We start from the raw sequence: 22,770 nt of genomic DNA, 5'->3' as shown, positions 1-22,770 counted from the left end.
AGTTAATAACTGTACGTGTATAAAATCGAAACGGAACTGTTACTCAATGATGACTTTTTGGTAGCGATCATTCCATCTGCATAATAAGTATACTCCAGTAAATTAATTTGATGTACCGCTCCGCCGGGAGTAAAATGCTGAATGCGTCCCGGATTATTGATTGCTACAAACACGCCCGGCAAATACAACGGTGTACCAAACAACAATTCCGGATTTCGGTAACGGTCGTAACGATCATACAGCGTTCCGCCCATGGACGTGAACGGATCTGTTAAACTGAGGCGATAGAAATGTTCAATTCGCTTTACATTACCATCAGGATGGTATTCGTAAATCTGCTTCGATTCAACCGGTTCATTTGTATGAGGATTGTTGATCTGCTCGATCCATTCCTTTAACTGTCCCTTGTTATTGTATATGTATTGAATGGTTGAACGAAGCACACCATTCACTGAAAAATATTTTGTTGATACTACTTTTCCTGCTTCGGTGACGTAATCTATACGACCCGATATTGACTCAGCTTTTGTAATAACAGAATTTGAATAGGTATAATCGATAATTAACCGGGAGATTCCTGCTCCGTTAACAAACTGCGACGTGTATTTTGTAAGCGTATGTTGTGCATTGTACTGATACTCTCTGAATTCAGTTTCCGCATTTGCGATCTTGCTTACATACCTGGCAATGGGTATCACAGGCGGTTGCAACGGATCAGGCTGCGGTTTGCAGGAACTGATCACTACTATTAAAAAAAGAAAACCATATATCTTTTGCATAACATTTTAGTTAATGGATCAACGATAGGTTGCTGCATAACGGCACAGATCAATTTTAAGATCGCTGGTGCGGAACAAATACTCACCAAACAACTGACGACCTGCATTAATGCTGATAAATAAATATGTATTGTTGGCAGGAATGTATAAAACCTGTGTAGTGCCGCCCAATCCATCACCTTCATGTCCGTACGTAACAGTAGGAACCGTTTTGTTATAGCTGCCAAAGTATTCAAAACCCAATCCATAGTCGGGTTCTGTACTTTCTTTGCCTTGTACCCATGTGCGCATTTCCGTTAATGATTCAGGGCTGATGATATTACCGTTGATCAAAGACTCCATGAAACGAATTACATCTGTTCCATTGGCAGCAATACCACCATAGCCTTCCAATCCTTTCGCAATAGTATTATGCCATTGCGTTGCATTTTCCAGTTGACCATTGTTATATCGTTCAAAATAATAATTGGGAAAACCTAACTGCAGCGCTTGTTGATCGGTAACTCCGTAAAATGTTTTTGTAAGATTCAATGGCTGCAGAATTTCTTCCCGCAACACTTGCGCATAAGGCTTGTTACTTACTTTTTCTACAACCCACTGCAACAATGTATAACCTGTGTTGGAATAAAAGAAATCTGTTCCCGGTTCAAACAGCGCAGGTTTGTCGTACACGAATTTCACTTTCTCTTCAAGAGTCAGCACAGTCAATGGATTATTCAATTGAAATAATTGAAACGAAGGTTCTACCGTATGGTTGCGCAACCCGCTACTGTGATTCATCAGTTGCCGCACGGTGATCTTATCAGCATTTGCCAAATGCTTTATTACATCCTGCGAAAGATAGCTGGAGATCTTTGCATCAAGATTCAGAATTCCTTTTTCTTTCAATCGTAATGCAACAACAGCAAGATAGGTTTTGGAAATACTGTATACCCAAGCCGTCATATTATCTTCAATAGGTGTTTTGATTTCCACTTTTGCATAACCGGCATTTGCAATATACCAGCCATCTGCATTCTTGACCATTACCTGCACACCCGGAACACCCTTGGCTATATGTTTATTGATAATAAATTCAAGACTGTCTTTCATTGGATGGTTTGCATTTTTTGGCAATACTCCACCCACAGGCGTAACAGCAGTACTGTAAACATCCTTACGACAGGAAGAAAAAAACAGCAAGCCGATAGCGATAGCAACGATGAAAATCCGTTTCATATAATTTAATTCGTTTGAGGTTAGCAGTAATTATTTCTTAGCTGAATATTTAACACCCAGCAAAAAGAACGAGGATGGTAATGGAGTAAGATCGGGCGTGTATTTAAACAACGCATTCAACTGGTAAGAAACATACGGTGTAAAACGGCCTTTGCTTGTTTCAATACCACGGTAACCGATACTCACCTGTGCCGGTACCTGTATCACACCTTTTGTTGCTTTTCCTTCTACCCATTCTGTACCATTCCATTTCAATGGCTTTGATGGATAAAATGCTAACTGATAACCAATGCCTGCACCAATACCTAACTCCAGCCGATTTGCAATAACCGGTGTGTAATTAAACAACAGCTGCGTAAACAATGCATCGCCTTGTTTTGCATGACGGTTATAGCCCAGTTTTAATGTGAGGCCCACATTGTTTTTCAAATTCAATGGCTGATGTACACCCGCCAGTATAACCGGATGCATGCCCTTTACATCCGCTTTTAAAAATGGCGCATAAAATGTTTGTAGTCCTGCAGAAAGATCGTATCCCAATGGTCTTTGATGCTGCTGTGCCAATACATGACCGGCAGTAAAGAACACGAAGAATGTAAAAATGATGATAAGGTTGAATTTCATGATGAGTGATGATAAGGTTGCAAAGATTTGGAATTATATTCTTTCAGGAAACCACATATCAATGTGAAAATAAGCCGGCACATAAAAAAAGATGTGATATCACTATCACATCTTTTTGATGATAAGGGTTGATCAGGCAGCGTGTAAAACAGATGAATCTTTCAACTCGATCTGTTTCAGGGTGTTTTCAATTTGTAAAAAATGCCGTTGCTCATGTGCAATAAAGAAACGGAACGTATCGCCCAGCTTTAACTTGATCAATTTTGTAAGCGAAGTTGGAATACGGTTGTATTCAAGATTAGCAGTACGGGCAATTTGTAACAGGTTGAGCAAATGATGTTGATGACTGATAAACTCCGTTAAAACTGCCGTTGCATCGGGCTGAGCCGAAGGAACTGCATTGGCCGGTGCTTTCATTTTTGATGCAATGGTTTTTTCGGCTGTAGGCTTCATCAGCTTTGTAAAATAATTACCCAGCCAACCGGGTGTAAAATCTCTATTGGGCCCCGATTGATTCAAATGTAATTTCTGTTCAATGGCCGTAATATAAAAACGGGAATAAAAATTCAGGTGTTCCAATACCTGCGCCACACTCCACTTGTCCGGCTGTGGTTGTTGTTGCAGCAGGCTGGCAGGTTTTGCCTGCAAGGCTGAGCATTGCAATAAAATTTCACGTACATCGGCTTGCAATAATTCAAGAAGTGTGTTACTATTGATCTGTTTCATGTTTTTCTATTTAACACAAATTTCAAACAGATCAATAAAACAGTTCTTGGTAAAAACCAAGATTTCCAACGTAGTGCAAATTAAATTTTAACTGAGCCTAACAACTTACTGAAGTTGGTGGCATCCATGCCGAGGTAAGAGGCGATGTACTTGTGTGGTACCAGGTTGAGGATATGCGGACTGCGTTGCAATAATGTCCTGAACTTTTCTTCGTTTGTAAAACATTGTAATTCTACATGCCGATGTAACGCACCTTTTAATGCGAAAGCGGTTGCCTTAAATAAAAATTGTTGAATGGCTGGTGAAGTTTTCATCAGTTGGTCCATTTCATCGTACGATATGCGGAGAAAACGACTGGCTGTTAAGGTTTCTAAAAAATAAAGCGAAGGAGTTTGTGTAAGAAAACTATCAGCTACACCGCTGAAGGAAGGTGGATAGGTAAACACAATGGTTGCTTCTTTGTTGCCATCGCCCACATAAAACGCACGTTGCAATCCTTCCAGCACAAAATAAACATAACGTTCAGTTTCACCGGCCGCTGTAAGAATGGTTTTCCGTTTTACGGTCAGCGGTTTCCAGTTGGCAGCAAAACGTTCCAGCTCCGCTTCCGGCAACGGATGAATTTGTTGTACAAATTGTTTAAGCAATTCAATTTCCATCCTGCTAAAGATAAGCAAAGCCTGCGTTTACCAAAAAGCAACATCAGTTATTTTCGGGATTGCCGATACAGTTGATCAACAGGTAGCCAAAGCCGGTACCGGTTGGAACAACATAGATATGGGCCCACATTAAATCGTTCATAAAAAATGTTTTAGTAACTATATTAACGAAACTGATGTGAAGATAGATTGCAGTACCCCGTGAATCAATCGCATAACTGTGTGAATTGTGGAATGTACAGCGTGAAATGATGTGAGGAAACATCACATGCATCGGCTTTTAATGCGCCGGATTGAGCAAAGCAAAATAATGGAGATCGATATAGCGCCCGTTTTTCAGTTCACATTCTTTGCGAGCACCTTTATGTGCAAAGCCCAGCTTGGTAAGCAATTGCATACTTGCATTGTTGTCGCCTTCAACAATGGCTTCGATGCGGTGCACATCCATCGTAGTAAATGCATACGCACAAATGGAGCGGATGGCTTCTGATGCATAGCCACGGCCTTGCTCTTCCGGTAATATCCAGTAACCAAGCTCAACACATTTATGCTCCTGTTTGTGCTGATGCAATCCGCCGTTGCCAATCACTATGGCCGGATTCTCCTTCTTGCTAAATGCCCACCAGATCCCGTCTCCTGTGTTATAAATTTCGTTGTACCAATCGAGTTGCACCTGCACTTCTTCCAAAGAATGATAGACCACCGACATATGCCGATTCACCAACGGATCGCTGTAGCCTTTTAATACAGCCACCGCATCGGTTTGTTCAACCTTTCGTAATACTAAACGTTCTGTGGTAAGAACAGGAAACATCTGAATACATTTTGAACAAAATAAAAAATCCTGTTCGATAAACGAACAGGATACTGTGATTATTTGTTGAGATCAACCATCAAACCCATCCGCACCGTTACATTCGGATCGAGATAAGGATTTGCTGCCACCCATCCGTTTGTCTTTGCTTCTGCTTCTGCATACAACTTCAAAGATTTTCCCGTTGGATAAAAAGCACGCAGTTGTAACAAACCTCCAGGTTCGGCTTTGGTGGATGTAAACAATTGATCTTTGGGTTGGAGCCATAACATTGCTCTTGCCTGTACCGGTATTTGAGCTCTGCGTACACGTAGTTTGATCGCAGGATTTTCTACTTCAATACCGGGCCAAATTTTTTCTTTATTTCTGTATCCATGCAATCCTACCAGCCATTGCGTTCCTTTTGTCTCGAGAAAAACATCAAGACCCAGATCATACCCAAACGAATTCAATATATGACGAACTGAAAAATTAAACGCCGTTTGTTCATTTAATTTAATGCGATGAATACCAACCATGGAAGGTGAAATAAAATTCAGGTACTGCATCCGTCCCATCTTACTTAAATATTGATCTTCTTCTGCTGTAAGCTGACTTCGTTTGATGGCTCTGTTGATCCCCGTTCCGTTTGGATGTGTACCACGGTTGCTATACGGTTCATTGATGCGATGCAGATCGTATACCCATGCTGTAAAATCCCATCCCACAAAATCACGATCCTTTATTGCAACTCCATATTTATTCATTGAGTCGATACTGGCATCGTAATCTTTTTGTTTGAACTGATTCACATAACCAATTGCCTGGTTAGTGACAAGAATATTCATGGCAACATTTGGCTGATTGGTGGGATGGAAAAAATTATCTTTCTGCAAGGCTCTTACCAATTGATACTGCGCTTCAATACCTGCTGCAAAACTACGCACCATGTTTTGTGGTGCTCTATCTTTAAACCGCATCATGTCTTCATCCAGCACATGCGATACTGAACCACTTGGGATACCTCCGCCGAAGCGATAATAAGTTTCATCGAAGCTGGATGCACATTGATGCGTTACACCATTCCGGTGAAACTCTTCATGCAGCCAAACCGGACCAAACACCATGAGGTGATACGCCAACACATAATCAATTGCACCGGCCGTTGCATTCGCAGCAAGCCGGTTTAGAAATTTTTTCTTAGAATTTACCGGTGCGATCCATTTGTTCCATAACCGGTTATTAAAATAATAATTTGTTGCATGAAGATTCTTTGTAACAGCAAGTGCCTGCTGCATGGAAGGACTTTCGTACCCACGTATAAAATCGCCGAAGGTTGGACGCACAGTGCCGCCGGAAGGCAATTGCAGGCGTTTGTTGAACGACATCCCTGCTGCATAATTCATGTGTGGAAATTCAAGCACAGGAAAATCGAGGATAAGACGGTTTTTACTTTGCTTTGTGCTGTCCTGTGCAGTTACCGTATAGCAACTGAAAAGTGCTGCTGTAACAAGAAATGATTTGAACAATTGCATGATAAGGTTTGATTGATGATAAGGTGAATACAAAAATAGCCCGCTGTGCAGGCTATTGATGAAAGAGATGGATGAACTGTATATGCAGGCCCTTTGCCAATAGAGACAAACAACAAAAATCCGGATGAATTGGAAACGGGTAGTGTTGATGTACTGATAAATACTATACGAGAAAACGTTTACAGCAATTTATCCTTAAATGCTTTTGCTACTGCTTCGCTTTTTGAATTGACGTGGAGCTTTTCGTAGATCTTTTTGATATGACTTCGAACAGTATCAATGGAAATGAACATTTCGGAAGCGATCATTTTATAACTGAAGCCATCAACCAGTAACTGCAGTACTTGTTTTTCACGGTCGCTCAAATGGTATTCTTCATTTTGAACATGCGTATTTACCTGCGAAAACATTTTGAGTACCTGTGTAGCAATGGAAGCTGTCATTGGTGCTCCGCCGCTGGCAGCCTCTTCGATATATTCTAACAATTTAGCCGGTGGAGTTTTCTTCAACACATACCCATTCGCACCATTGCGGATGGCTTCAAATACATTCTTGTTATCATCAAATACCGTGAGCATTAAAATTTTTACCGTGCTGTTTTGTGAGCGGATCAATTTCAACCCTTCAATACCATTGGTACCCGGCATATCAATGTCCATTAAGATCACATCAGGGTTCCATGCCTTCACTTCATCAGTTACGTTATCGCAGTTTTTGTAAGATGCAAGTACAGTAAATCCATCACTGCCATCGATCAACATGGTTAACCCTTCACGCAGTTGCGGATTGTCTTCATACAGCAATACTTTGATCATGTTTCTTGTGTTTATACAAAGTTAATATTCCCTCACAGCCAACCAATCACATAAATATGTACTAATCTCAGAAGCCTCTTCCTCCTGTTGTGAGCAGATACAAACGGGGAATGTACCGCCGCAGTAAACTACCCATCCATATACAAAAACAAAGTACAAGAAATGGAACAACCAGGTAACAAAGCAAACGGTAATTTGGTAACATAGATGTATTCATTAACGCCCATTTCATTACGTAAGGAAGTAACGGCACATGTAAGCCAAACATAAAGAACGAATACCCGCTTGCCGTATGAAACCATTCTTTATTCATGATCCATGTAACCACCCGATCGGCCCCAAACCAGATCGCTACAATACCGGTCAATACAGCCGACTGATGGATCACAAGTAAACTGATCAATGTTGCAGTGGTATTTGGTTCCAGTTCAAATGCCATGAATGTTTTGATCACCGATAAACCAATGAATGCAATAAAGGCGATTCCAACACTTAACCACGCAGGCTCTTTCTCCAATGAAATGTTTCGCTTTTGCAGCCACACACCAAACGAAAAGAAAAACAATCCACGAAAATCAACAAACGGAACATTTATCACCGCAACAAAAAATAACAGGAAGGTTAGCGGTAGCCAGATGTATGGGAGTTTTACAACCATCCATCGGATGGCGGGATAAAGCAGGTTAAAAAAGAACAAGGCCAGAATAAACCACAATTGATAGGCAATAGGTCTTAACAACAAACGCTCTGCCATACCGGACCATCCAATTTCGGTGTAGGGACGGTTATCACCCAACTGATCAATACCTGCTGCATAAACAACATTAGCAGTATAAGGAAACTGTTGCAATAAAAATGTAAACAACAATCCAAACGCACTCCAGATAAAGTAAGGAATGATCAATGAACGGAACCTGCTCTTCACCTGTTGTTTGTACGGCCTGTGATCGTACGTTGCATAGAGATAACCCGAGATCATAAACAACATCGGTATACGAAAACGAAGCAATCCGTTTGCAAAAAGGTATTCGAAAAAACTGGTAAATGTTAATGGCTCTTCTACTGTACTGAAAGGAGCGAGATAAGTATCGTTCAAATTGTACCCGTGCACATAAGCCAGCAAGCCAATACAGATAAACGTAAAGAAGCGGAATTTCTGGCTGAGTGAACGGGTCATGTGTTATGCATTAAGAGGTACTGTTAATACTACTTCCGTTCCTTCACCTTGCTTCGATATCAATTGAAGTTTGCCTTTCAATGCATCTGTCCGCTTCTGCATATTGCCCAACCCGTTCCCTCCATCGGCTGCTTTTACATCAAATCCAACACCATTATCTTTTACACGTAACTGCAATGTTGTTTTTTCAACAGATACATGCACGAGTGCTTTGCCGCACTTTGAATACTTGGCTGCATTATTCACCGCTTCTTTAAAAATAAGGAAGAAATCCCTGCGCCCTTCCATATCAATTTTTGCTTCATTCACTTCCTCTTCTGCTTTAAACTCCAGGTCAATATCTTTTGCTTCAAACACACTTGTGGCAAACTCCCGCATGCGTGCCACCACTTTCTGCATACTGTCGTTGGATGGCTTAATGGCCCACACAATATCATCCATTGCTTCCATCATCCGCTGACTGTTATCGCTGATCTTATTGATATATTCACCCGTTTTTATTGAATCCGTATTCAACTTTGCTTTCGCCATGGAGCTGAGAATATTAATGGTGCTGAGTGTACTGCCCATATCATCGTGCAGATCACGGGCTACACGGTTGCGGATCTTTTCAACAGCAAAGTAGCGGTGCAAACGAAGACGATGCATACTGTAAGCAATCAATGCCAGCAGCAACAGCAATGTGGCCGCAAACCAATAGGTTCGCCAGAAAGGAGGTTTTACAAAAATGCGTAGTGATGAAATATTTTTTGAAACCATTCCATCCAGGCTTTCGGCTTTCACCAGAAAAGTATAATGACCCGGTGCAAGTGCAGTAAAAGGTACAGATAAGCGATCGGCCCTGATCCAGTCTTTATGCAGCCCTTCCATTTTATAATAGTAAATAAACTTATCCCTGTTTTTGTAATCAAGACAGGCAAAGCTGATCATGAAATTATTCTGATCAGGCATTAATCGTATTTCCGGTAAACGCTGTAACGAATCAAGTAATTGATATTCGCTTCCCAATAAAAAATCGGTGATGGTAACATCCGGCGGTGGTGTACTTCTTCGAAATGTTTCCGGTTTAAAAAACAACAAACTGTTGGTGCCGGTAAACATCAGGTATCCTTCGCTGCAGATATAATCCGCTTTGTCTGATGACTCAGCGATCAATATGCCGTCTTTACGTCCGTAACTGGTAAAACGTTTTCGTTTATGATCGTAACGGGACAATCCTTTATGTGTAATGATCCATAAATATCCGCTGTTATCTAACCGCAACCGCTTGATGGAATTGGAAGGTAATCCTTCACGCAGCGATACCTGCTCCACTTTACCCGTCTTTTTATTAATAATATTCAGTGCTTCTGTAGCAGCATAAATAATACTGTCGTTCAATTGCTCCAGATCGTAACAGGTACCGGCAAACAATGGCTGTGTTGCATCATCTGCTGTGTAATGCTGTTCCACTTTTCCTGTTTTGGTATTGAGTGCATACACACCTTTATCATGTGTGGCGATCCACGCCCAGCCTTGTTTGTCAATTAATATTTTATAAATGATGGCACCAATACCAAGATCAAGTACAATTTTATAATCTGTTCCATCATACCTGATCACACGGCCTGCCTGTGTACCAAACCAAATATTGTTATCCTGATCTTCCGTAATATAACGGATGGTGCGATTCTCAAATACATCGGGCTCGAGGTAGTCCGTTTTTTTAGTTGCAGGATCATACACCATCAGCAAACCCATCTGGCAACCGATAAATACTTTTCCGGTTGTACGTTGCTGACACATACTCCATGTTTGTTTGTATGCTGTTAACCTGGTTTTATCAATCAACGAAGTGTTGGTATATAACGGTGACGGATAAGGGCGAAAACTTCTGTTCATTGTTAACACACCCTTGCCCCAGGTACTGAGCCAGTAGTCGCCATTCTGCAATTCAATAATATCAGTTACGTTATAATAACCCGGTATGTTCGATAAATAAATATTGACGATGTCGGCTGAGAAAGGCGAGGTATAATACAACCCCTGATCGGTTGCGATCCAAACCATCCCATCTTTATCTTCGTACAACTGATTCACCGCTTCGTAGCGGATGCCGTAATTATCGAGATACTGATTGCGGTACAATTGAAAACGATCTTTGTTCTCTGCATTACCCGGCTCCACACTGAATAAGTTGCCGAGGCCGTAGATCCATAGTGTACCCTTCGATGTTTGAAAGAAATGCCGCAGTTCAGAATAAGAAGTGTTTACGCCGTTTAAACCGGCTGTATCCTGTAACGATCTTGTTCCTGTGGAATCAAAACAATGAAACTCCTGCACGCCCGGCCAGTTAAACACCCAATGTCTGCGTTGATCATCAATGAAAAATTCAGTAACTCTGTATTGAACATCGGCATTATTCAACAATGCAAGATTCGCCGGATTGTACTTTCGACTCCACATTTGTTTACTGGCTTCATCATACACACACAATCCGCTGTCGGTAACGATCCAGTATTGCTTTTTCTGCTGGTCATGAAATGTGTTGAATGTTGCTTTCCAGTTAGCAGGTAATTTATTCAATGGCGTATTCTCGGTAAAGGCTCCTGCCTTATTATCATACTTCACAATTTTTCCATAGCCATGTATGTTGATGTAGGTATCGCCGTACGCATCCTGCCACATTCTGAATTCGGAACGGGCGGGCAGGCTCTTCGAAGTCTGTAACGGCACTTTATGATAACTGTAGGTAGATGGATTAAAAATTCCAAACTCACGCAATGAAAAAGCAGCCAGCCACATGCTGGTACTATCGGCAGGAAGTATTTGATTTACGGCAACCGTTGGCAATGGATCTCCCCTGGTACCATCGGGACTAAACGTTACAAACTTGGCACCATCAAAACGCTGCACACCATTACTGCCGCCAACCCATATATATCCTTTCTGATCCTGGTAAATACTGAAGAGCACATTAGACTGCAACCCCATTCCATCATCCGTGCTGATGCGGTTGAACGCATAGGGAAACCGCTGCGCCGATACATGCAGCCATGTGGTACTAACGAAAAGAAGGAGTAAAAGAATTCTCATGCGGTTGTTCGTTCTTCAAATGTAGAAAACCGCATCCACAAATTGCAGGCGCCGGGGCAAAACCACATGATTATGTGATAGGCTTGCTGTAACTAAATCAAAATGCAGCTACAGCAAGGGTTTCAACGATATTGAAATCCTGTATCAAAACCGTTTCCACACGTTTGTGTGATTGTGAAGGCCTGTTTTCCGATGCATCTTTGCAGTGTTAAACAAATCATCAAAAAAAGGCGTAAGCCAAAAACCTTATTATCATGAAACAGTTTTTTATTTTATTCATCGGCATGCTTACAGCAACTACAGTTGTAAAAGCTGCTGAAGTAACCAGAGAAATCGAATTAACACAATCCATTTACAGCATTGAGATCAGCCACGATATGGATGTGGTGCTTACAGAAAGTACGGAATCAACGATCCGTATTACCGGCGAAGAAAAAGCAACCAAAGCCGTATTGTATGATGTTACAAAAGGCAAGTTGAAACTACTCAGCAAAAAGGGATCGTTGAAAAACAGAATCACTGTTTTTATTCCGGTGCAAAATCTGCGCAAGCTGAATATCAACGGCACATCGCATGTACGCAGCAATGGAGTACTTGCATCGCAACAATTGCAGGTAAAGTTGGGCGGCCATGCAAAAGTGGAGATCAATAATATCGGCGATATCATCTTCCAGGCCGATGAAGATATTGATATGCAGGTCAAAAAATGGAACACTACAAAGCTGCGTCAATAACCAAAAAATATGTTACTGCAGAAAGCCACATGCCACATGTGGCTTTTTTTTATTGCACAGTAAAAACGGTTTATTGCAGGTTTTGTACAGTTCACACAGCGAAAACTGCTTTTCACATATTTATGCGATTGTGCAGGGAACTACGCATATTATCTTTGACCTGTCAACATCAAAAAACGATACAACATGAAAAAAGGAATATTAATAATACTGGTTTTGGCAGCCTGGGTATTACTCCGCAACCAAACCTACACACAGTTGTTCGTAAGCAAACAATACAATGTGCAGCAAACAGCACAGCTTGTTGCAAAAACAATTTCAAATGATCTGTTTCAGTTTACAAGCGTTCATTTGTCTAAGCCTGAACTGAAACGAAAAAAGAAAATACGAATCAAGCAACCGTGCATTTTTCATGCAGCCAATGAAAAACAACACAAGAACCATGAAACCTTATTACTCATAAACAGCCTTTAAAAACACTTCTTTCGATTTTTACACACCTATCAAGTACTTCAGTCTGATCTGGAAAAACACAGCCGCCCCGTAAGGCGGCTTTCGTTTGCGTAAACAAATTTTTCAAACCCTTCTTTTCTTTTTATCTTTCGTGCCACGATTGCCTGCTTTAAAACAGGATTACTATGTCATTTTCACATGCAGCACGTCTGCAACAGTTTAAGAACCTCGTAGGGATCAGATTTCAACTCTACAACAGTTTGTTTACGTCGCTTCCGTTTCATCGTATTGAGCGGACGGGAATTCTATTGTCGTTACTCCTCACCAACAGTGAAGATGGTTACAAGAAAAAACTCAGCCCGGTAGAGATACTGGAAGATTTTTTCAACCGCCACACCACGTACCAGAAAGAACAGGAACAGATCGATCTGCTCTTTCGCTTTGTGCAATATGCCGAGCGCCAGATCGTGTTGTTTGATGCATTGGAAGATGCATCGTTTCGTGAAGTGAATGATATGCAGGGATCAGGTTCGCTCAAACAACTCTTTAACGAAGTGCAGATAAAGCACAAAGAAAAAGAGCTGGAACAAAAACTCAGCGACTATTGCATACGCCTTGTACTAACGGCGCACCCTACCCAATTTTATCCCGGTTCGGTGTTGGGTATTATTCATGATCTGTCGAAAGCATTGTCTGAAAATAATGCAGCACTCATCAATACCTATTTACAACAGTTGGGTAAAACGCCGTTCTTAAAAAAGCAACGCCCCACGCCGTATGACGAAGCGGTGAGTTTGATCTGGTATCTGGAAAATGTATTTTATGCATCTGCCGGAAAAATTTATAGCTCCATCAAAAATCAATTGCAGTTAGGCATAGATTTTAATCAACCATTAATTCGCATGGGTTTTTGGCCGGGTGGCGACAGAGATGGTAATCCGTTTGTTGTGACTGATATTACGTTGAAAGTAGCATCGTTATTACGTGGCTCGATTATCAAATGTTATTACTTAGAAGTACGACGTTTAAAACGCCGGCTTACATTTCATGGCGTTGATGTTTTACTCGCCGAACTGGAAAAGAAACTCTATGATAATATTTTTATTCCCGGCCACACTACCAGTTTAAGCAAAGATGAAATACTGGCCACCTTGTTTGAGATCAGAAGTATTCTTATTCACCAACACAACGGTTTGTTTCAGCAATCGGTAGAGCAACTCATTAACCGTGTGCAGTTGTTCGGTTTGCATTTTGCATCGCTGGATATCCGGCAGGACAGTTCTGTACACAAACAGGTATTATCAGCCATTGCTGCAAATGATGCAAGTGTTTCATTCCCTTACCTGCCGGCTTACAAAGTTGATGCAGAGCACAAAGCATCGAATGAACTGGTAAAAGAAACACTGGATGTGATGTACAATATCCGCACCATTCAACAATCAAACGGTGAAGATGGGTGCAACCGTTACATCATCAGCCAATGTACCAGTGCTGAAAATGTATTGGAAGTATTTCAGTTATTATTGTTAAGCGGCTGGAGCAAAGAAGCATTGCCGATCGATATTGTTCCGTTGTTTGAAACTGTAGAAGACCTGCAACAGGCACCGGCAGTGATGAAAGCGTTGTATGAAAATGAAGTGTACAAAAACCACTTGCAGCAACGCAAAAAACAACAAACCATCATGCTTGGCTTTAGCGACGGTACAAAAGATGGCGGTTACCTCATGGCCAATTGGGGCATTTTCAAAGCCAAAGAAGAATTGACCCGCATCTCCACTGAATATGGATATGATGTGGTGTTCTTCGACGGACGTGGCGGCCCGCCTGCACGTGGCGGTGGTAAAACACATCGCTTTTATGCATCCATGGGCAAGCAAATCTCGAATAAAGAAATTCAACTCACTGTACAGGGACAAACTGTAAGTTCCAACTTTGGCACACACGATTCGGCACAGTTCAATATTGAGCAATTGTTGAATGCAGGTATCAGTAACGATCTGTTCTCTTCCACCAAAGCATTGGAGCAGGAAGAAGAAACATTGATACTGGAAGTGGCAAAGAAAAGTTTTGATGCCTATGTGGAATTAAAGAAGCATCCTTACTTTATGCAATACCTGGTGGATGTAAGTCCGTTGAAATATTACAGCGAAACAAATATTGCCAGTCGACCGGCAAAGCGTGGCGGCTCATCCCGTCTTGAATTAAAAGATCTCCGAGCCATTCCATATGTAGGTGCGTGGAGCCAGATCAAACAAAATGTAACGGGTTACTATGGTGTGGGCACTGCATTGAAAGCATTAGACGACCAGGGACGTTTTGCTGAATTCAAACAACTGTATCAAAATTCGCTCTTCATTAAAACACTCATGGACAATTGCGAAATGGCGATGAAGAAATGTTTCTTTCCGTTAACAGAATACCTGCGTGATCATCCGGTGTATGGAGAGATTTGGCAGAAGATCTACAATGAATACGAACTCACCAAGAAATATGTATTACTGTTGAGCGGCAATACGGAGTTGATGGAAGATTTTCCCGTTGAACAATTATCGATTCAAATGCGGGAGCGTATTGTGATGCCACTCATCACCATTCAGCAATATGCCATTGCGAAATGCAGAGAGATGAATGAACGTGGGCAACAAACAGAACATAAAGCAGCGTACGAAAAACTCATCATCCGCAGTTCGTTTGGAATTATTAATGCGGCGAGGAATTCAGCGTAGGTGATTTGTAGTTTGAGTTATTTAGAATCCGTGTACTGATTGTGCACGGATTTTTTGTTGGGTATACTTCAATATCAAAAACAAGCTGTTTGGAAGTTTCACTTTTCAAGGCAGTTACGTATATTAGTGCGCAACATACAATTTCGGAAGACCTGCGGCAGTAAATTTTAACACCAATTCAATTTAAACCCGAGGTAAAAAATATTCATATTGGAACATACACTCTTTAATCAGCAAAGCGCAGCTTCAACGTTTGACCTTTATTTGCGAGAGATGGTGACTGAAATTAACTCAAAAGGCAACGACTATATTTTAAATGTTGATGTTGAGCAATGGAGGCAGTATTTCATTGACAAATATGATTTTATTCCGTTGACGGTGTATCCTGAAAAAGCGACCTTCAGATTTATCGGAAAGGGAAAAGCTAGGATAGAAAAATATGGCAGAGAATACGAAACTGAAACATATCGTTTTGAAGTAATCGTTCCTTTCACAGGATGGTCTTTTCTTTTCCTGCTAAGTCCGTCAACAAGAACCATAAATCATCCACGAGTAAACACTCCATCAGGAAACAATGGCGATATAACGGCATCCTTCACCCTTTATGAACAAAATGACAGACAATTTGAACATGAAAAGCAAAGGTTAATTAACGCAATATCTGTAAATGTCCCCAATATAAACAAAGACCTTGCAGCATTTAAAGCCAATGTAATAAACACTTTTAATTCTACATACGCCGAAAAAAAGGAAAAAGTTCTTGCGGAAAATTCTTTTTTTGAAAAGCTCAATTTAAAAGTAGAAACTAGTACCGACAGAATTTTCAAGGTGTCTGTTGTAGAAAAAAAGAAGGTGCCAGAACCAATAGTCGATAAAAAAACTGAAAGAAAATATACTGATAGTCCAACTCTGCCAGACGAATTTTATAATGATGTCTTGGATGTTATTAATACATTTTTCAAGTCAGTCGAAAAAAAACCCTCAACATATGAAATTAAAGATGAGGAGGGGTTAAGGGATTATGTCCTTCCAACCTTGGAAACAAGGTATAATAATTTAACTGTTACTGGCGAAACTTTTAATAAAGGAGGAAAAACTGATATACTTTTAAAATATAAAGATGGGACAAATTTATTTGTTGCAGAATGCAAATATTGGAAGGGCGAGGCGGTCTTTCATGAAACCATCAATCAACTTTTTGACCGCTATCTAACTTGGAGAGATAGTAAAGTTGCAATAATCTTTTTTGTCACCAATAAGGAATTCTCAAAAGTTCTTTCTACAATCCAAGAGAGCGTAAAGAAGCATCCATATTTTTTTCGGGAAAATGAAGTAAGAGGTGAAAGTTCCTTCTCTTATCTATTTCATTTTCCGACTGACAAAGGAAAATATGTTTTTACTGAGATAATGGCTTTTCATTTTCTTTAGTATCAGACATAAACAAGAAATCGATAGAGCATAGCAAGCAACAATACATCAACATTTTATCAATCGTACCTAGGGCACGAAAAATACTTCGCCGCTGTTGGTATGTACCAAATAAAAACACGCCGTGGTTGCGTCGCCGGACCAACCACATATTCTATTCTTTGTTTGAATAAATTCTCCGCAGAAATAATACAACATGAGAAGGTAGAGATGTCTCCTGCGTCGACATGACGTGCAAGAGGCTGAGTAATTATATCAGATCTTCTTCGCTTTTCGTCGGCCCGGGGTCTGGCCTTAGCCGACCCCGGGAGTAAGGATATATCTCGTTAATCTGTTAGTATATTCGCTACAAAAAACACGCCGTGGTTACGTCACCGATAGCTATCGGAATGTGCATCGGTAAGTGAACGTTGGTTTCTCCCTATAAAAAAATTAAAACTCCACCACATGCAAAAAATTAACTGGAACAGCATCCCCACCGAACAGGTAAATGAAAAAATGAAACGGCAATTTGTACACGGCGAAAAAATCATGATTGCCCGGATGGAATTTGAAGATGGCTTTACCGTTCCCTGGCATTCGCACGAAAACGAACAGATCACCGAAGTAATTGAAGGCACTCTCCGCTTTTGGTTTGATGATGATGAAACCAACAGCATTGATTTAACGGCGGGAGACGTAATGATTATACCTTCAAATCGCCGGCACAAAGCGTTAATGATTGGGAAGGTAATAGAAACGGATACATTTGCTCCGCCACGTCAAGACTGGATTGATGGCACGGATAATTACTTACGGAAATAAAAATTCTATTATGGATTTAGGCATACAACATAAAACAGCGCTGGTACTGGCATCAAGCAAAGGCCTTGGTAAAGCAGTAGCCATGGAGCTGGCAAAAGAAGGTGCGAAGGTGATTATTTGCGGCACCGATGCGGCAGCATTGGAAGCTACCAAGGCAGAACTGGAAGCAGTGGCGCCGGGCAATGTACTGTCGGTAGTATGCGACATAACGGATGAAGCCCAACGAAAAAATTTGGTTGCACAAAGTGTAGATGCATTTGGGTCCATCGATATTTTAGTCACCAATACAGGCGGCCCTGCTGCCGGTCCGTTTGAACAATTTGATACAGCTGAATGGAACAATATCTTCAACCTGCTTTTTTTAAGTGCGGTCGATATTATACAGCAGGTGTTGCCCGGTATGAAAGCAAACGGTTTTGGCCGCATATTAACCATTACTTCTGTTGCAGTAAAACAACCGGCCGATAATTTAATTTCATCGAATGCAGTACGGGCAAGTTTATTGGGATTGGTGAAAAGTTTATCGAACGAAGTAGCGGCTTTTGGTATTACGGTAAATAATTTAATGCCGGGTTACACCAGTACCAACCGCCTGCAAGGGTTGATTGAAAAAAATCCTGCAGTCAACAATGTAAAAGAAACCATCCCCATGAAACGCTTTGGCACACCTGAAGAATTTGCTGCAGCCGCTGCGTTTTTAGTAAGTGAACGGGCCAGCTATATTACCGGCCAGTCGCTGGCGGTGGATGGTGGTTGGATTAAAGGACATTAAACAATTTCTCCACTGTTGGTATGTATCAATCAGACGCATACCGTTGTTGCATACCCCGACCAAATATATACCTACGCAGTATTGCATCCTGTAAAATTCTGACATGGCATTCAACGTTTGTATGCCACTTATCGAGTTCTAATTGAAAGAACCTTTCGAATGAAATATCTTTAAGATTCACAATAAAATTACAGTTTATGAAAAAGTTTTTATTTCTGACGTTGATCTTTGCTGCACTGATTTCTGCTACCATACATGCACAGAGTGGCCCGCAAGCCCAAGGCAATCCCGATCCGGCAGTTATGCTGCAGCAGATGAAAGAAAAACAAGTACCGGGATTGGTAAGTAAAGCAGGATTAACCGAGGCGCAGGCAAATAAAGTTGTAGAAATCAACCTGGAATTGCGCATGACAATGATGACTGACGTAAGGGATCTCAGTGAAGCTGATCGTTCGAAAAAAATTGCAGAATTTAAAGCAGCAAAGGAAAAAAAGTACAGTGAAATTCCGCTTACTCCAGAGCAAATAAAAGCTGTGTACACCTATTACGAAGACATGGGAAAGAACAGGCAAAAGAAAGATTGAGACTACTGATACATGACTTTCTGAAAGCTGCTCACGGGCAGCTTTTTTTATTGTGTAACCTGATGAAGTTTGCCGTCGACATCACGAGTAAGAGCTTGAATATTGCAAAACATTTTACCGGCATACAATAACTCCTGCTACCCTGCTATCGTCAACATCTGTTCACTTTCCTTCAAAACAGCTCATCCAGATATTTTTCGATAAATATTCTATTTTTATTGTTTATCAATAAATATTTATTATTTTTGCGACATCATTCTAAACTACAAATCATGTCAAAAAGAAACGACTACTTATTGAAAGGTCTGTACATTGTTGCATGGCTCATCTTTGTTGGTTTATCTATTGAAGCCGGCGGACTCATCGTCAATTTTATTTTCAGCATTTACAAACCCGAATTTGTTCCAAACTTATATCAGAAACTCGACCTTAGTGAAATGTACGGGAAGAGTAAATGGGTATTCTTCGGCATGTACAGTTTTATTCTCTTTATTGCCATTTTGAAGGCACATATGTTTTATGTTGTCATCAGGCTCATGGGCAAACTGAACCTGGCAAAACCATTCAGCGAATATGTGTCGAAACAGATCGCACTGATCAGTTACTACACACTCTCGATCGGTCTCTTAAGTTATATTGCCAGGCAATCAGCCAAAAATTTACAACATTATGGATTTGAAATTGATCAACTGAATCAATTCTGGGGCGACAGCCAGGCATACATTTTAATGGCAGCGGTGATCTATGTAATTGCCACCATCTTTTCAAAAGGAGTTGAAATGCAAAACGAAAACGATCTAACTGTGTAACGTATGGCAATTATTGTAAACCTGGATGTGATGATGGCCAAGCGGAAAATGTCGCTGAATGAACTTTCGGAGAGGGTTGGTTTAACATTATCGAATCTGTCTATCTTAAAAACGGGGAAAGCGAAAGCGATCCGCTTCAGCACGCTGGAAGCAATTTGTAAAGCGCTCGATTGTCAACCTGCTGATATTTTGGAATATGTTGATGAGGAGAAATGAACTTTTTTAATAAGTTATTCAACGAAAAATAAGTGTATCAAAAAAGGATCATCCTTTGTTGTTTTGTTGCAGTAACTTGTTTTGTACACAATGTAAAATCGTATGCCTGCAACAGAAACGCAGATTCCTGAATTCCATCTCGATCTCATTCAGACATTGGCCATCGCCGGTCTTATTTTCTTAACAGGCATGCTGCTCAAAAAGAAGATAAATGTTTTTGAACAGCTCAACATTCCATCCGCCGTTTTAGGCGGATTGGTTTTTGCAGCCTTCAATCTCATTGCACATAACCGGTTTCTGAATATTCAGGTAAATACCTCCATGCAATCGTTGTGCATGATGTTGTTCTTTACTTCCATTGGAACCAACGCAAGTTTTGGTTTGTTGAAAAAAGGCGGGAAACAGGTGATGCTGTTTCTGTTGATTGCATCTGCATTTTGCGTGATTCAGAATCTGGTGGGCATAACCGTTGCGACTTTATTTGGTGTGCCCAAACTCTTTGGTGTAATGGCGGGTTCTGTAACGCTGGTTGGTGGGCCTGCCACCGGTTTAGCATTTGCGCCTTTGTTTGAAGAAATGGGATTAAGAGGTGCTGAAACAATTGCTATTACGTCTGCTACATTCGGTATTGTGTTCGGCGGATTGCTGGGTGGCCCTGCAGCAACATTCCTCATCAATAAATTCAACTTAGACAAAGATGCAAAGAAGAATCATTCGAAAAGGGAAACCTTACCTACGGAAAAGGATGAACTGTTAGGTGTTGATATTACACACGAGAATTCCGGCTTCACCATCAGTCTTGTGAATATCGGCATCATCATGGGCTTGGGAAGTGCAGTAAGTTATTTGATTGCAAAAACAGGCATTACACTTCCGGCATATATTGGTGCGATGATCGTGGGTGCTGTTTTCCGAAACATCAACGACAAAAAAGAATGGACGGTGATGGATCAGAAGACCATTGATTTTGCAGGCGGCATTGCATTGAATATTTTTCTCACCGTTGCGTTGATGGACCTGCGATTATGGGAATTGTTTCATCTGGCTTTGCCTCTTTCCGGAATACTCATCGCACAGATGATCGTTGTGATTTTATTTGCACTCAGCATCTGCTTTGTGTTAATGGGAAAGAATTATGAATCGGCTGTGATGTCAAGCGGCTTCATTGGGTTTATGTTGGGAACTGTTGCCAATGCAATGGCTGTAATGAAAACGATCGTAGATAAACATGGTATCGCTCCGAAAGCTTTCCTGGTTGTTCCGTTGGTGGGCGCTTTTTTTATTGATTATATCAATGCACTTGTCATCACTGTATTTGCGAATATTTTGAAGTAGAAATATCAATTCTATTCTTTATTGACAATGCAGATCAGCACTCTTTAAATTTCTGACAGATTGAAATTTTGGTGCAGGGTCAATAACTTTAACATTATTATCCCAGTATAATTCAATTCAAAAAAATTTGAAAGAATTAAAAAACTATATCGATCAAATCGCAAAGCTCGACAATGAAGCGTGGGTTGCATTCAGTGATCTCTTCTCGGAATTGTCCATTGCAAAAGGAGAATACTTTGCAGTTGAAAACAAAACAGAAACCAGGATTGGATTTCTGCTAACTGGTATTGTCCGTGCTTTTTACAAAAACCACGAAGGCATCGAATACAACAAAACTTTTTTTACCGGTAACGAATTTCTCGGCGCATATGCTTCACTTGTAACACAACAACCCAATAGGATCAATATCCAGGCACTTACTGATTGTACACTTTTGATTGCAGATTATTCACAAATCACAAAGCTGTTTGCAACACACAGAGCCATTGAAACATTAGCAAGGCTTCTTGCCGAGCAATTTTACATCGAAAAGGAAAAAAGGGAAATTGAAATTGTTCTTTTACAAGCCGATGAACGATACAAACTATTCAGAGAAGAATATCCCGGACTTGACAACCTTATTCCACAGTATCATATTGCTTCGTATTTAGGCATTACGCCTACACAGCTCAGCCGTATACGGGCTAAGAAAGGGTAAGCACAGTATTTCTTTACATATGTACATGTTCAGGTTGGATGCAGTATTGAAATTTGCCTGCATCAAAAACATATACATGAAAGTCTCAGGCAACAAAATTTTGATAACCGGCGCAACAGCCGGTATTGGAAAAGCGCTCACTCTAAAATTTCTTTCACTTGGCAATACGATCATTGCTGCAGGACGAAATAAGGAAAGTCTTCAGGAACTTGCAAAAATTGACAGCCGTATTATACCTGTTGTATGTGACCTTTCAAAAATGAGTGAGTTGGAAAAACTTACACTGCAAATTGAGAACGTTCATCCTGATTTAAATATCCTGATCAATAATGCAGGTATTCAGTACAACTATCAGTTTACAGAAGAAGAATACCTGATCAACAAAATAGACCATGAGATCAACGTTAATTTCATTGCTCCATTAAAGCTGATCGCTTTTTTACTTCCGGTATTGCAAATGAATGAAAATGCAGCGATCGTAAATGTATCATCCGGTATTGGTCTTGTTCCAAAAATGCAGGCACCTGTTTATTGTGGTACAAAAGCAGGCATTCATATCTTCTCTCAATCGTTGCGCTATCAATTACAAACGACCAAAGTATTTGAAATGATCCCACCGCTGGTTGATACGGAAATGACAAAAGGAAGAGGAAAAGGAAAAATTTCAGCTGAGCAAGTTGCCGAAGAATTTATCAAGGCTTTTTCAAAAAATCAATACGAAATAAATATTGGCAAAGTGAAATTGCTGAAACTCATCAACAGAATAAGCCCGAAGCTGGCGCAGCGTATTATGAAAAACGGAAAATAAATT

The 22,770-nt window shown here is 40.6% G+C and carries 22 protein-coding genes; 12 read left to right on the top strand and 10 right to left on the bottom strand.

Annotation, left to right across the window (positions count from 1 at the left end; all coding sequences use genetic code 11):
* Nucleotides 1-2 precede the first annotated feature (2 nt).
* The 10 genes from WG989_RS20245 to WG989_RS20200 form a co-directional block, all read right to left on the bottom strand.
* Nucleotides 3-779, bottom strand: a complete 777-nt coding sequence (locus WG989_RS20245; RefSeq protein ID WP_340431937.1) for a hypothetical protein — start codon at nt 777-779, stop codon at nt 3-5.
* 18 nt (nt 780-797) lie between these two features.
* Nucleotides 798-1,997: a serine hydrolase domain-containing protein gene (locus WG989_RS20240; RefSeq protein ID WP_340431936.1), complete on the bottom strand. Its 1,200-nt coding sequence runs from the start codon at nt 1,995-1,997 to the stop codon at nt 798-800.
* Nucleotides 1,998-2,027: 30 nt separating this feature from the next.
* Nucleotides 2,028-2,621, bottom strand: a complete 594-nt coding sequence (locus WG989_RS20235) for a hypothetical protein (RefSeq protein WP_340431935.1) — start codon at nt 2,619-2,621, stop codon at nt 2,028-2,030.
* A 132-nt stretch (nt 2,622-2,753) separates the two neighbouring features.
* Nucleotides 2,754-3,347, bottom strand: coding sequence for a DinB family protein (locus tag WG989_RS20230; protein ID WP_340431933.1), 594 nt, complete (start codon nt 3,345-3,347; stop codon nt 2,754-2,756).
* 80 nt (nt 3,348-3,427) lie between these two features.
* Nucleotides 3,428-4,006, bottom strand: a complete 579-nt coding sequence (locus WG989_RS20225; RefSeq protein WP_340431931.1) for a Crp/Fnr family transcriptional regulator — start codon at nt 4,004-4,006, stop codon at nt 3,428-3,430.
* A 280-nt stretch (nt 4,007-4,286) separates the two neighbouring features.
* Nucleotides 4,287-4,820, bottom strand: a complete 534-nt coding sequence (locus tag WG989_RS20220; protein ID WP_340431929.1) for a GNAT family N-acetyltransferase — start codon at nt 4,818-4,820, stop codon at nt 4,287-4,289.
* Nucleotides 4,821-4,879: 59 nt separating this feature from the next.
* Nucleotides 4,880-6,334 (bottom strand): hypothetical protein, encoded by a 1,455-nt coding sequence (locus WG989_RS20215; protein WP_340431928.1) that lies wholly within the window; start codon nt 6,332-6,334, stop codon nt 4,880-4,882.
* Nucleotides 6,335-6,513: 179 nt separating this feature from the next.
* The gene (locus WG989_RS20210) at nt 6,514-7,149 is read right to left on the bottom strand and encodes a response regulator (RefSeq protein ID WP_340431927.1); all 636 of its coding nucleotides are present in this window, start codon (nt 7,147-7,149) and stop codon (nt 6,514-6,516) included.
* Between the two features lie 67 nt (nt 7,150-7,216).
* Nucleotides 7,217-8,326: an acyltransferase family protein gene (locus tag WG989_RS20205; protein WP_340431926.1), complete on the bottom strand. Its 1,110-nt coding sequence runs from the start codon at nt 8,324-8,326 to the stop codon at nt 7,217-7,219.
* 3 nt (nt 8,327-8,329) lie between these two features.
* A complete protein-coding gene (locus tag WG989_RS20200) occupies nt 8,330-11,401 on the bottom strand; it encodes a ligand-binding sensor domain-containing protein (protein ID WP_340431925.1) in 3,072 nt (1,023 codons plus the stop codon).
* A 254-nt stretch (nt 11,402-11,655) separates the two neighbouring features.
* Here WG989_RS20200 and WG989_RS20195 point away from each other — a divergent pair, with 254 nt between their 5' ends.
* The 12 genes from WG989_RS20195 (at nt 11,656) to WG989_RS20140 (ending at nt 22,767) form a co-directional block, all read left to right on the top strand.
* Complete coding sequence (locus tag WG989_RS20195) at nt 11,656-12,135, top strand: GIN domain-containing protein (protein WP_340431924.1); 480 nt, start codon at nt 11,656-11,658, stop codon at nt 12,133-12,135.
* A 186-nt stretch (nt 12,136-12,321) separates the two neighbouring features.
* A complete protein-coding gene (locus WG989_RS20190) occupies nt 12,322-12,609 on the top strand; it encodes a hypothetical protein (protein WP_340431922.1) in 288 nt (95 codons plus the stop codon).
* 164 nt (nt 12,610-12,773) lie between these two features.
* The gene (locus tag WG989_RS20185) at nt 12,774-15,314 is read left to right on the top strand and encodes a phosphoenolpyruvate carboxylase (protein WP_340431920.1); all 2,541 of its coding nucleotides are present in this window, start codon (nt 12,774-12,776) and stop codon (nt 15,312-15,314) included.
* A 210-nt stretch (nt 15,315-15,524) separates the two neighbouring features.
* Nucleotides 15,525-16,742 carry a hypothetical protein gene (locus WG989_RS20180; RefSeq protein ID WP_340431918.1) on the top strand — a complete coding sequence of 406 codons (1,218 nt, stop codon included), beginning with the start codon at nt 15,525-15,527 and terminating at the stop codon, nt 16,740-16,742.
* Between the two features lie 447 nt (nt 16,743-17,189).
* A complete protein-coding gene (locus WG989_RS20175; protein WP_340431917.1) occupies nt 17,190-17,546 on the top strand; it encodes a cupin domain-containing protein in 357 nt (118 codons plus the stop codon).
* Nucleotides 17,547-17,556: 10 nt separating this feature from the next.
* A complete protein-coding gene (locus tag WG989_RS20170) occupies nt 17,557-18,318 on the top strand; it encodes an SDR family oxidoreductase (RefSeq protein WP_340431915.1) in 762 nt (253 codons plus the stop codon).
* Between the two features lie 197 nt (nt 18,319-18,515).
* Complete coding sequence (locus WG989_RS20165; protein WP_340431914.1) at nt 18,516-18,902, top strand: hypothetical protein; 387 nt, start codon at nt 18,516-18,518, stop codon at nt 18,900-18,902.
* Between the two features lie 272 nt (nt 18,903-19,174).
* Nucleotides 19,175-19,711, top strand: coding sequence for a DUF2975 domain-containing protein (locus WG989_RS20160; RefSeq protein WP_340431912.1), 537 nt, complete (start codon nt 19,175-19,177; stop codon nt 19,709-19,711).
* 3 nt (nt 19,712-19,714) lie between these two features.
* Nucleotides 19,715-19,927: a helix-turn-helix domain-containing protein gene (locus tag WG989_RS20155; RefSeq protein WP_340431911.1), complete on the top strand. Its 213-nt coding sequence runs from the start codon at nt 19,715-19,717 to the stop codon at nt 19,925-19,927.
* 102 nt (nt 19,928-20,029) lie between these two features.
* Nucleotides 20,030-21,262 (top strand): sodium/glutamate symporter, encoded by a 1,233-nt coding sequence (gene gltS / locus WG989_RS20150; protein WP_340431910.1) that lies wholly within the window; start codon nt 20,030-20,032, stop codon nt 21,260-21,262.
* Between the two features lie 127 nt (nt 21,263-21,389).
* Nucleotides 21,390-21,959: a Crp/Fnr family transcriptional regulator gene (locus tag WG989_RS20145; protein ID WP_340431909.1), complete on the top strand. Its 570-nt coding sequence runs from the start codon at nt 21,390-21,392 to the stop codon at nt 21,957-21,959.
* A gap of 76 nt (nt 21,960-22,035) precedes the next feature.
* Nucleotides 22,036-22,767, top strand: coding sequence for an SDR family oxidoreductase (locus tag WG989_RS20140; protein WP_340431908.1), 732 nt, complete (start codon nt 22,036-22,038; stop codon nt 22,765-22,767).
* The last annotated feature ends 3 nt before the right edge of the window (nt 22,768-22,770 follow it).

This window comes from Lacibacter sp. H407, assembly GCF_037892605.1.
In the GTDB taxonomy this organism is placed as follows: Bacteria; Bacteroidota; Bacteroidia; order Chitinophagales; family Chitinophagaceae; genus Lacibacter.
The sequence above is the reverse complement of the archived record's forward strand: the minus strand, read 5'-3'. Positions and strand labels throughout refer to the sequence as shown.

Coding starts and splice junctions, on each gene's coding strand:
- WG989_RS20190 (WP_340431922.1), top strand. CDS start 12,322: ATGAAAAAAGGAATATTAATAATACTGGTTTTGGCAGCCTGGGTATTA.
- WG989_RS20160 (WP_340431912.1), top strand. CDS start 19,175: ATGTCAAAAAGAAACGACTACTTATTGAAAGGTCTGTACATTGTTGCA.
- WG989_RS20230 (WP_340431933.1), bottom strand. CDS start 3,347: ATGAAACAGATCAATAGTAACACACTTCTTGAATTATTGCAAGCCGAT.
- WG989_RS20200 (WP_340431925.1), bottom strand. CDS start 11,401: ATGAGAATTCTTTTACTCCTTCTTTTCGTTAGTACCACATGGCTGCAT.
- WG989_RS20235 (WP_340431935.1), bottom strand. CDS start 2,621: ATGAAATTCAACCTTATCATCATTTTTACATTCTTCGTGTTCTTTACT.
- WG989_RS20165 (WP_340431914.1), top strand. CDS start 18,516: ATGAAAAAGTTTTTATTTCTGACGTTGATCTTTGCTGCACTGATTTCT.
- WG989_RS20205 (WP_340431926.1), bottom strand. CDS start 8,326: ATGACCCGTTCACTCAGCCAGAAATTCCGCTTCTTTACGTTTATCTGT.
- WG989_RS20140 (WP_340431908.1), top strand. CDS start 22,036: ATGAAAGTCTCAGGCAACAAAATTTTGATAACCGGCGCAACAGCCGGT.
- WG989_RS20170 (WP_340431915.1), top strand. CDS start 17,557: ATGGATTTAGGCATACAACATAAAACAGCGCTGGTACTGGCATCAAGC.
- WG989_RS20245 (WP_340431937.1), bottom strand. CDS start 779: ATGCAAAAGATATATGGTTTTCTTTTTTTAATAGTAGTGATCAGTTCC.
- WG989_RS20155 (WP_340431911.1), top strand. CDS start 19,715: ATGGCAATTATTGTAAACCTGGATGTGATGATGGCCAAGCGGAAAATG.
- WG989_RS20240 (WP_340431936.1), bottom strand. CDS start 1,997: ATGAAACGGATTTTCATCGTTGCTATCGCTATCGGCTTGCTGTTTTTT.
- WG989_RS20195 (WP_340431924.1), top strand. CDS start 11,656: ATGAAACAGTTTTTTATTTTATTCATCGGCATGCTTACAGCAACTACA.
- gltS (WP_340431910.1), top strand. CDS start 20,030: ATGCCTGCAACAGAAACGCAGATTCCTGAATTCCATCTCGATCTCATT.
- WG989_RS20215 (WP_340431928.1), bottom strand. CDS start 6,334: ATGCAATTGTTCAAATCATTTCTTGTTACAGCAGCACTTTTCAGTTGC.
- WG989_RS20220 (WP_340431929.1), bottom strand. CDS start 4,820: ATGTTTCCTGTTCTTACCACAGAACGTTTAGTATTACGAAAGGTTGAA.
- WG989_RS20175 (WP_340431917.1), top strand. CDS start 17,190: ATGCAAAAAATTAACTGGAACAGCATCCCCACCGAACAGGTAAATGAA.
- WG989_RS20185 (WP_340431920.1), top strand. CDS start 12,774: ATGTCATTTTCACATGCAGCACGTCTGCAACAGTTTAAGAACCTCGTA.
- WG989_RS20225 (WP_340431931.1), bottom strand. CDS start 4,006: ATGGAAATTGAATTGCTTAAACAATTTGTACAACAAATTCATCCGTTG.
- WG989_RS20210 (WP_340431927.1), bottom strand. CDS start 7,149: ATGATCAAAGTATTGCTGTATGAAGACAATCCGCAACTGCGTGAAGGG.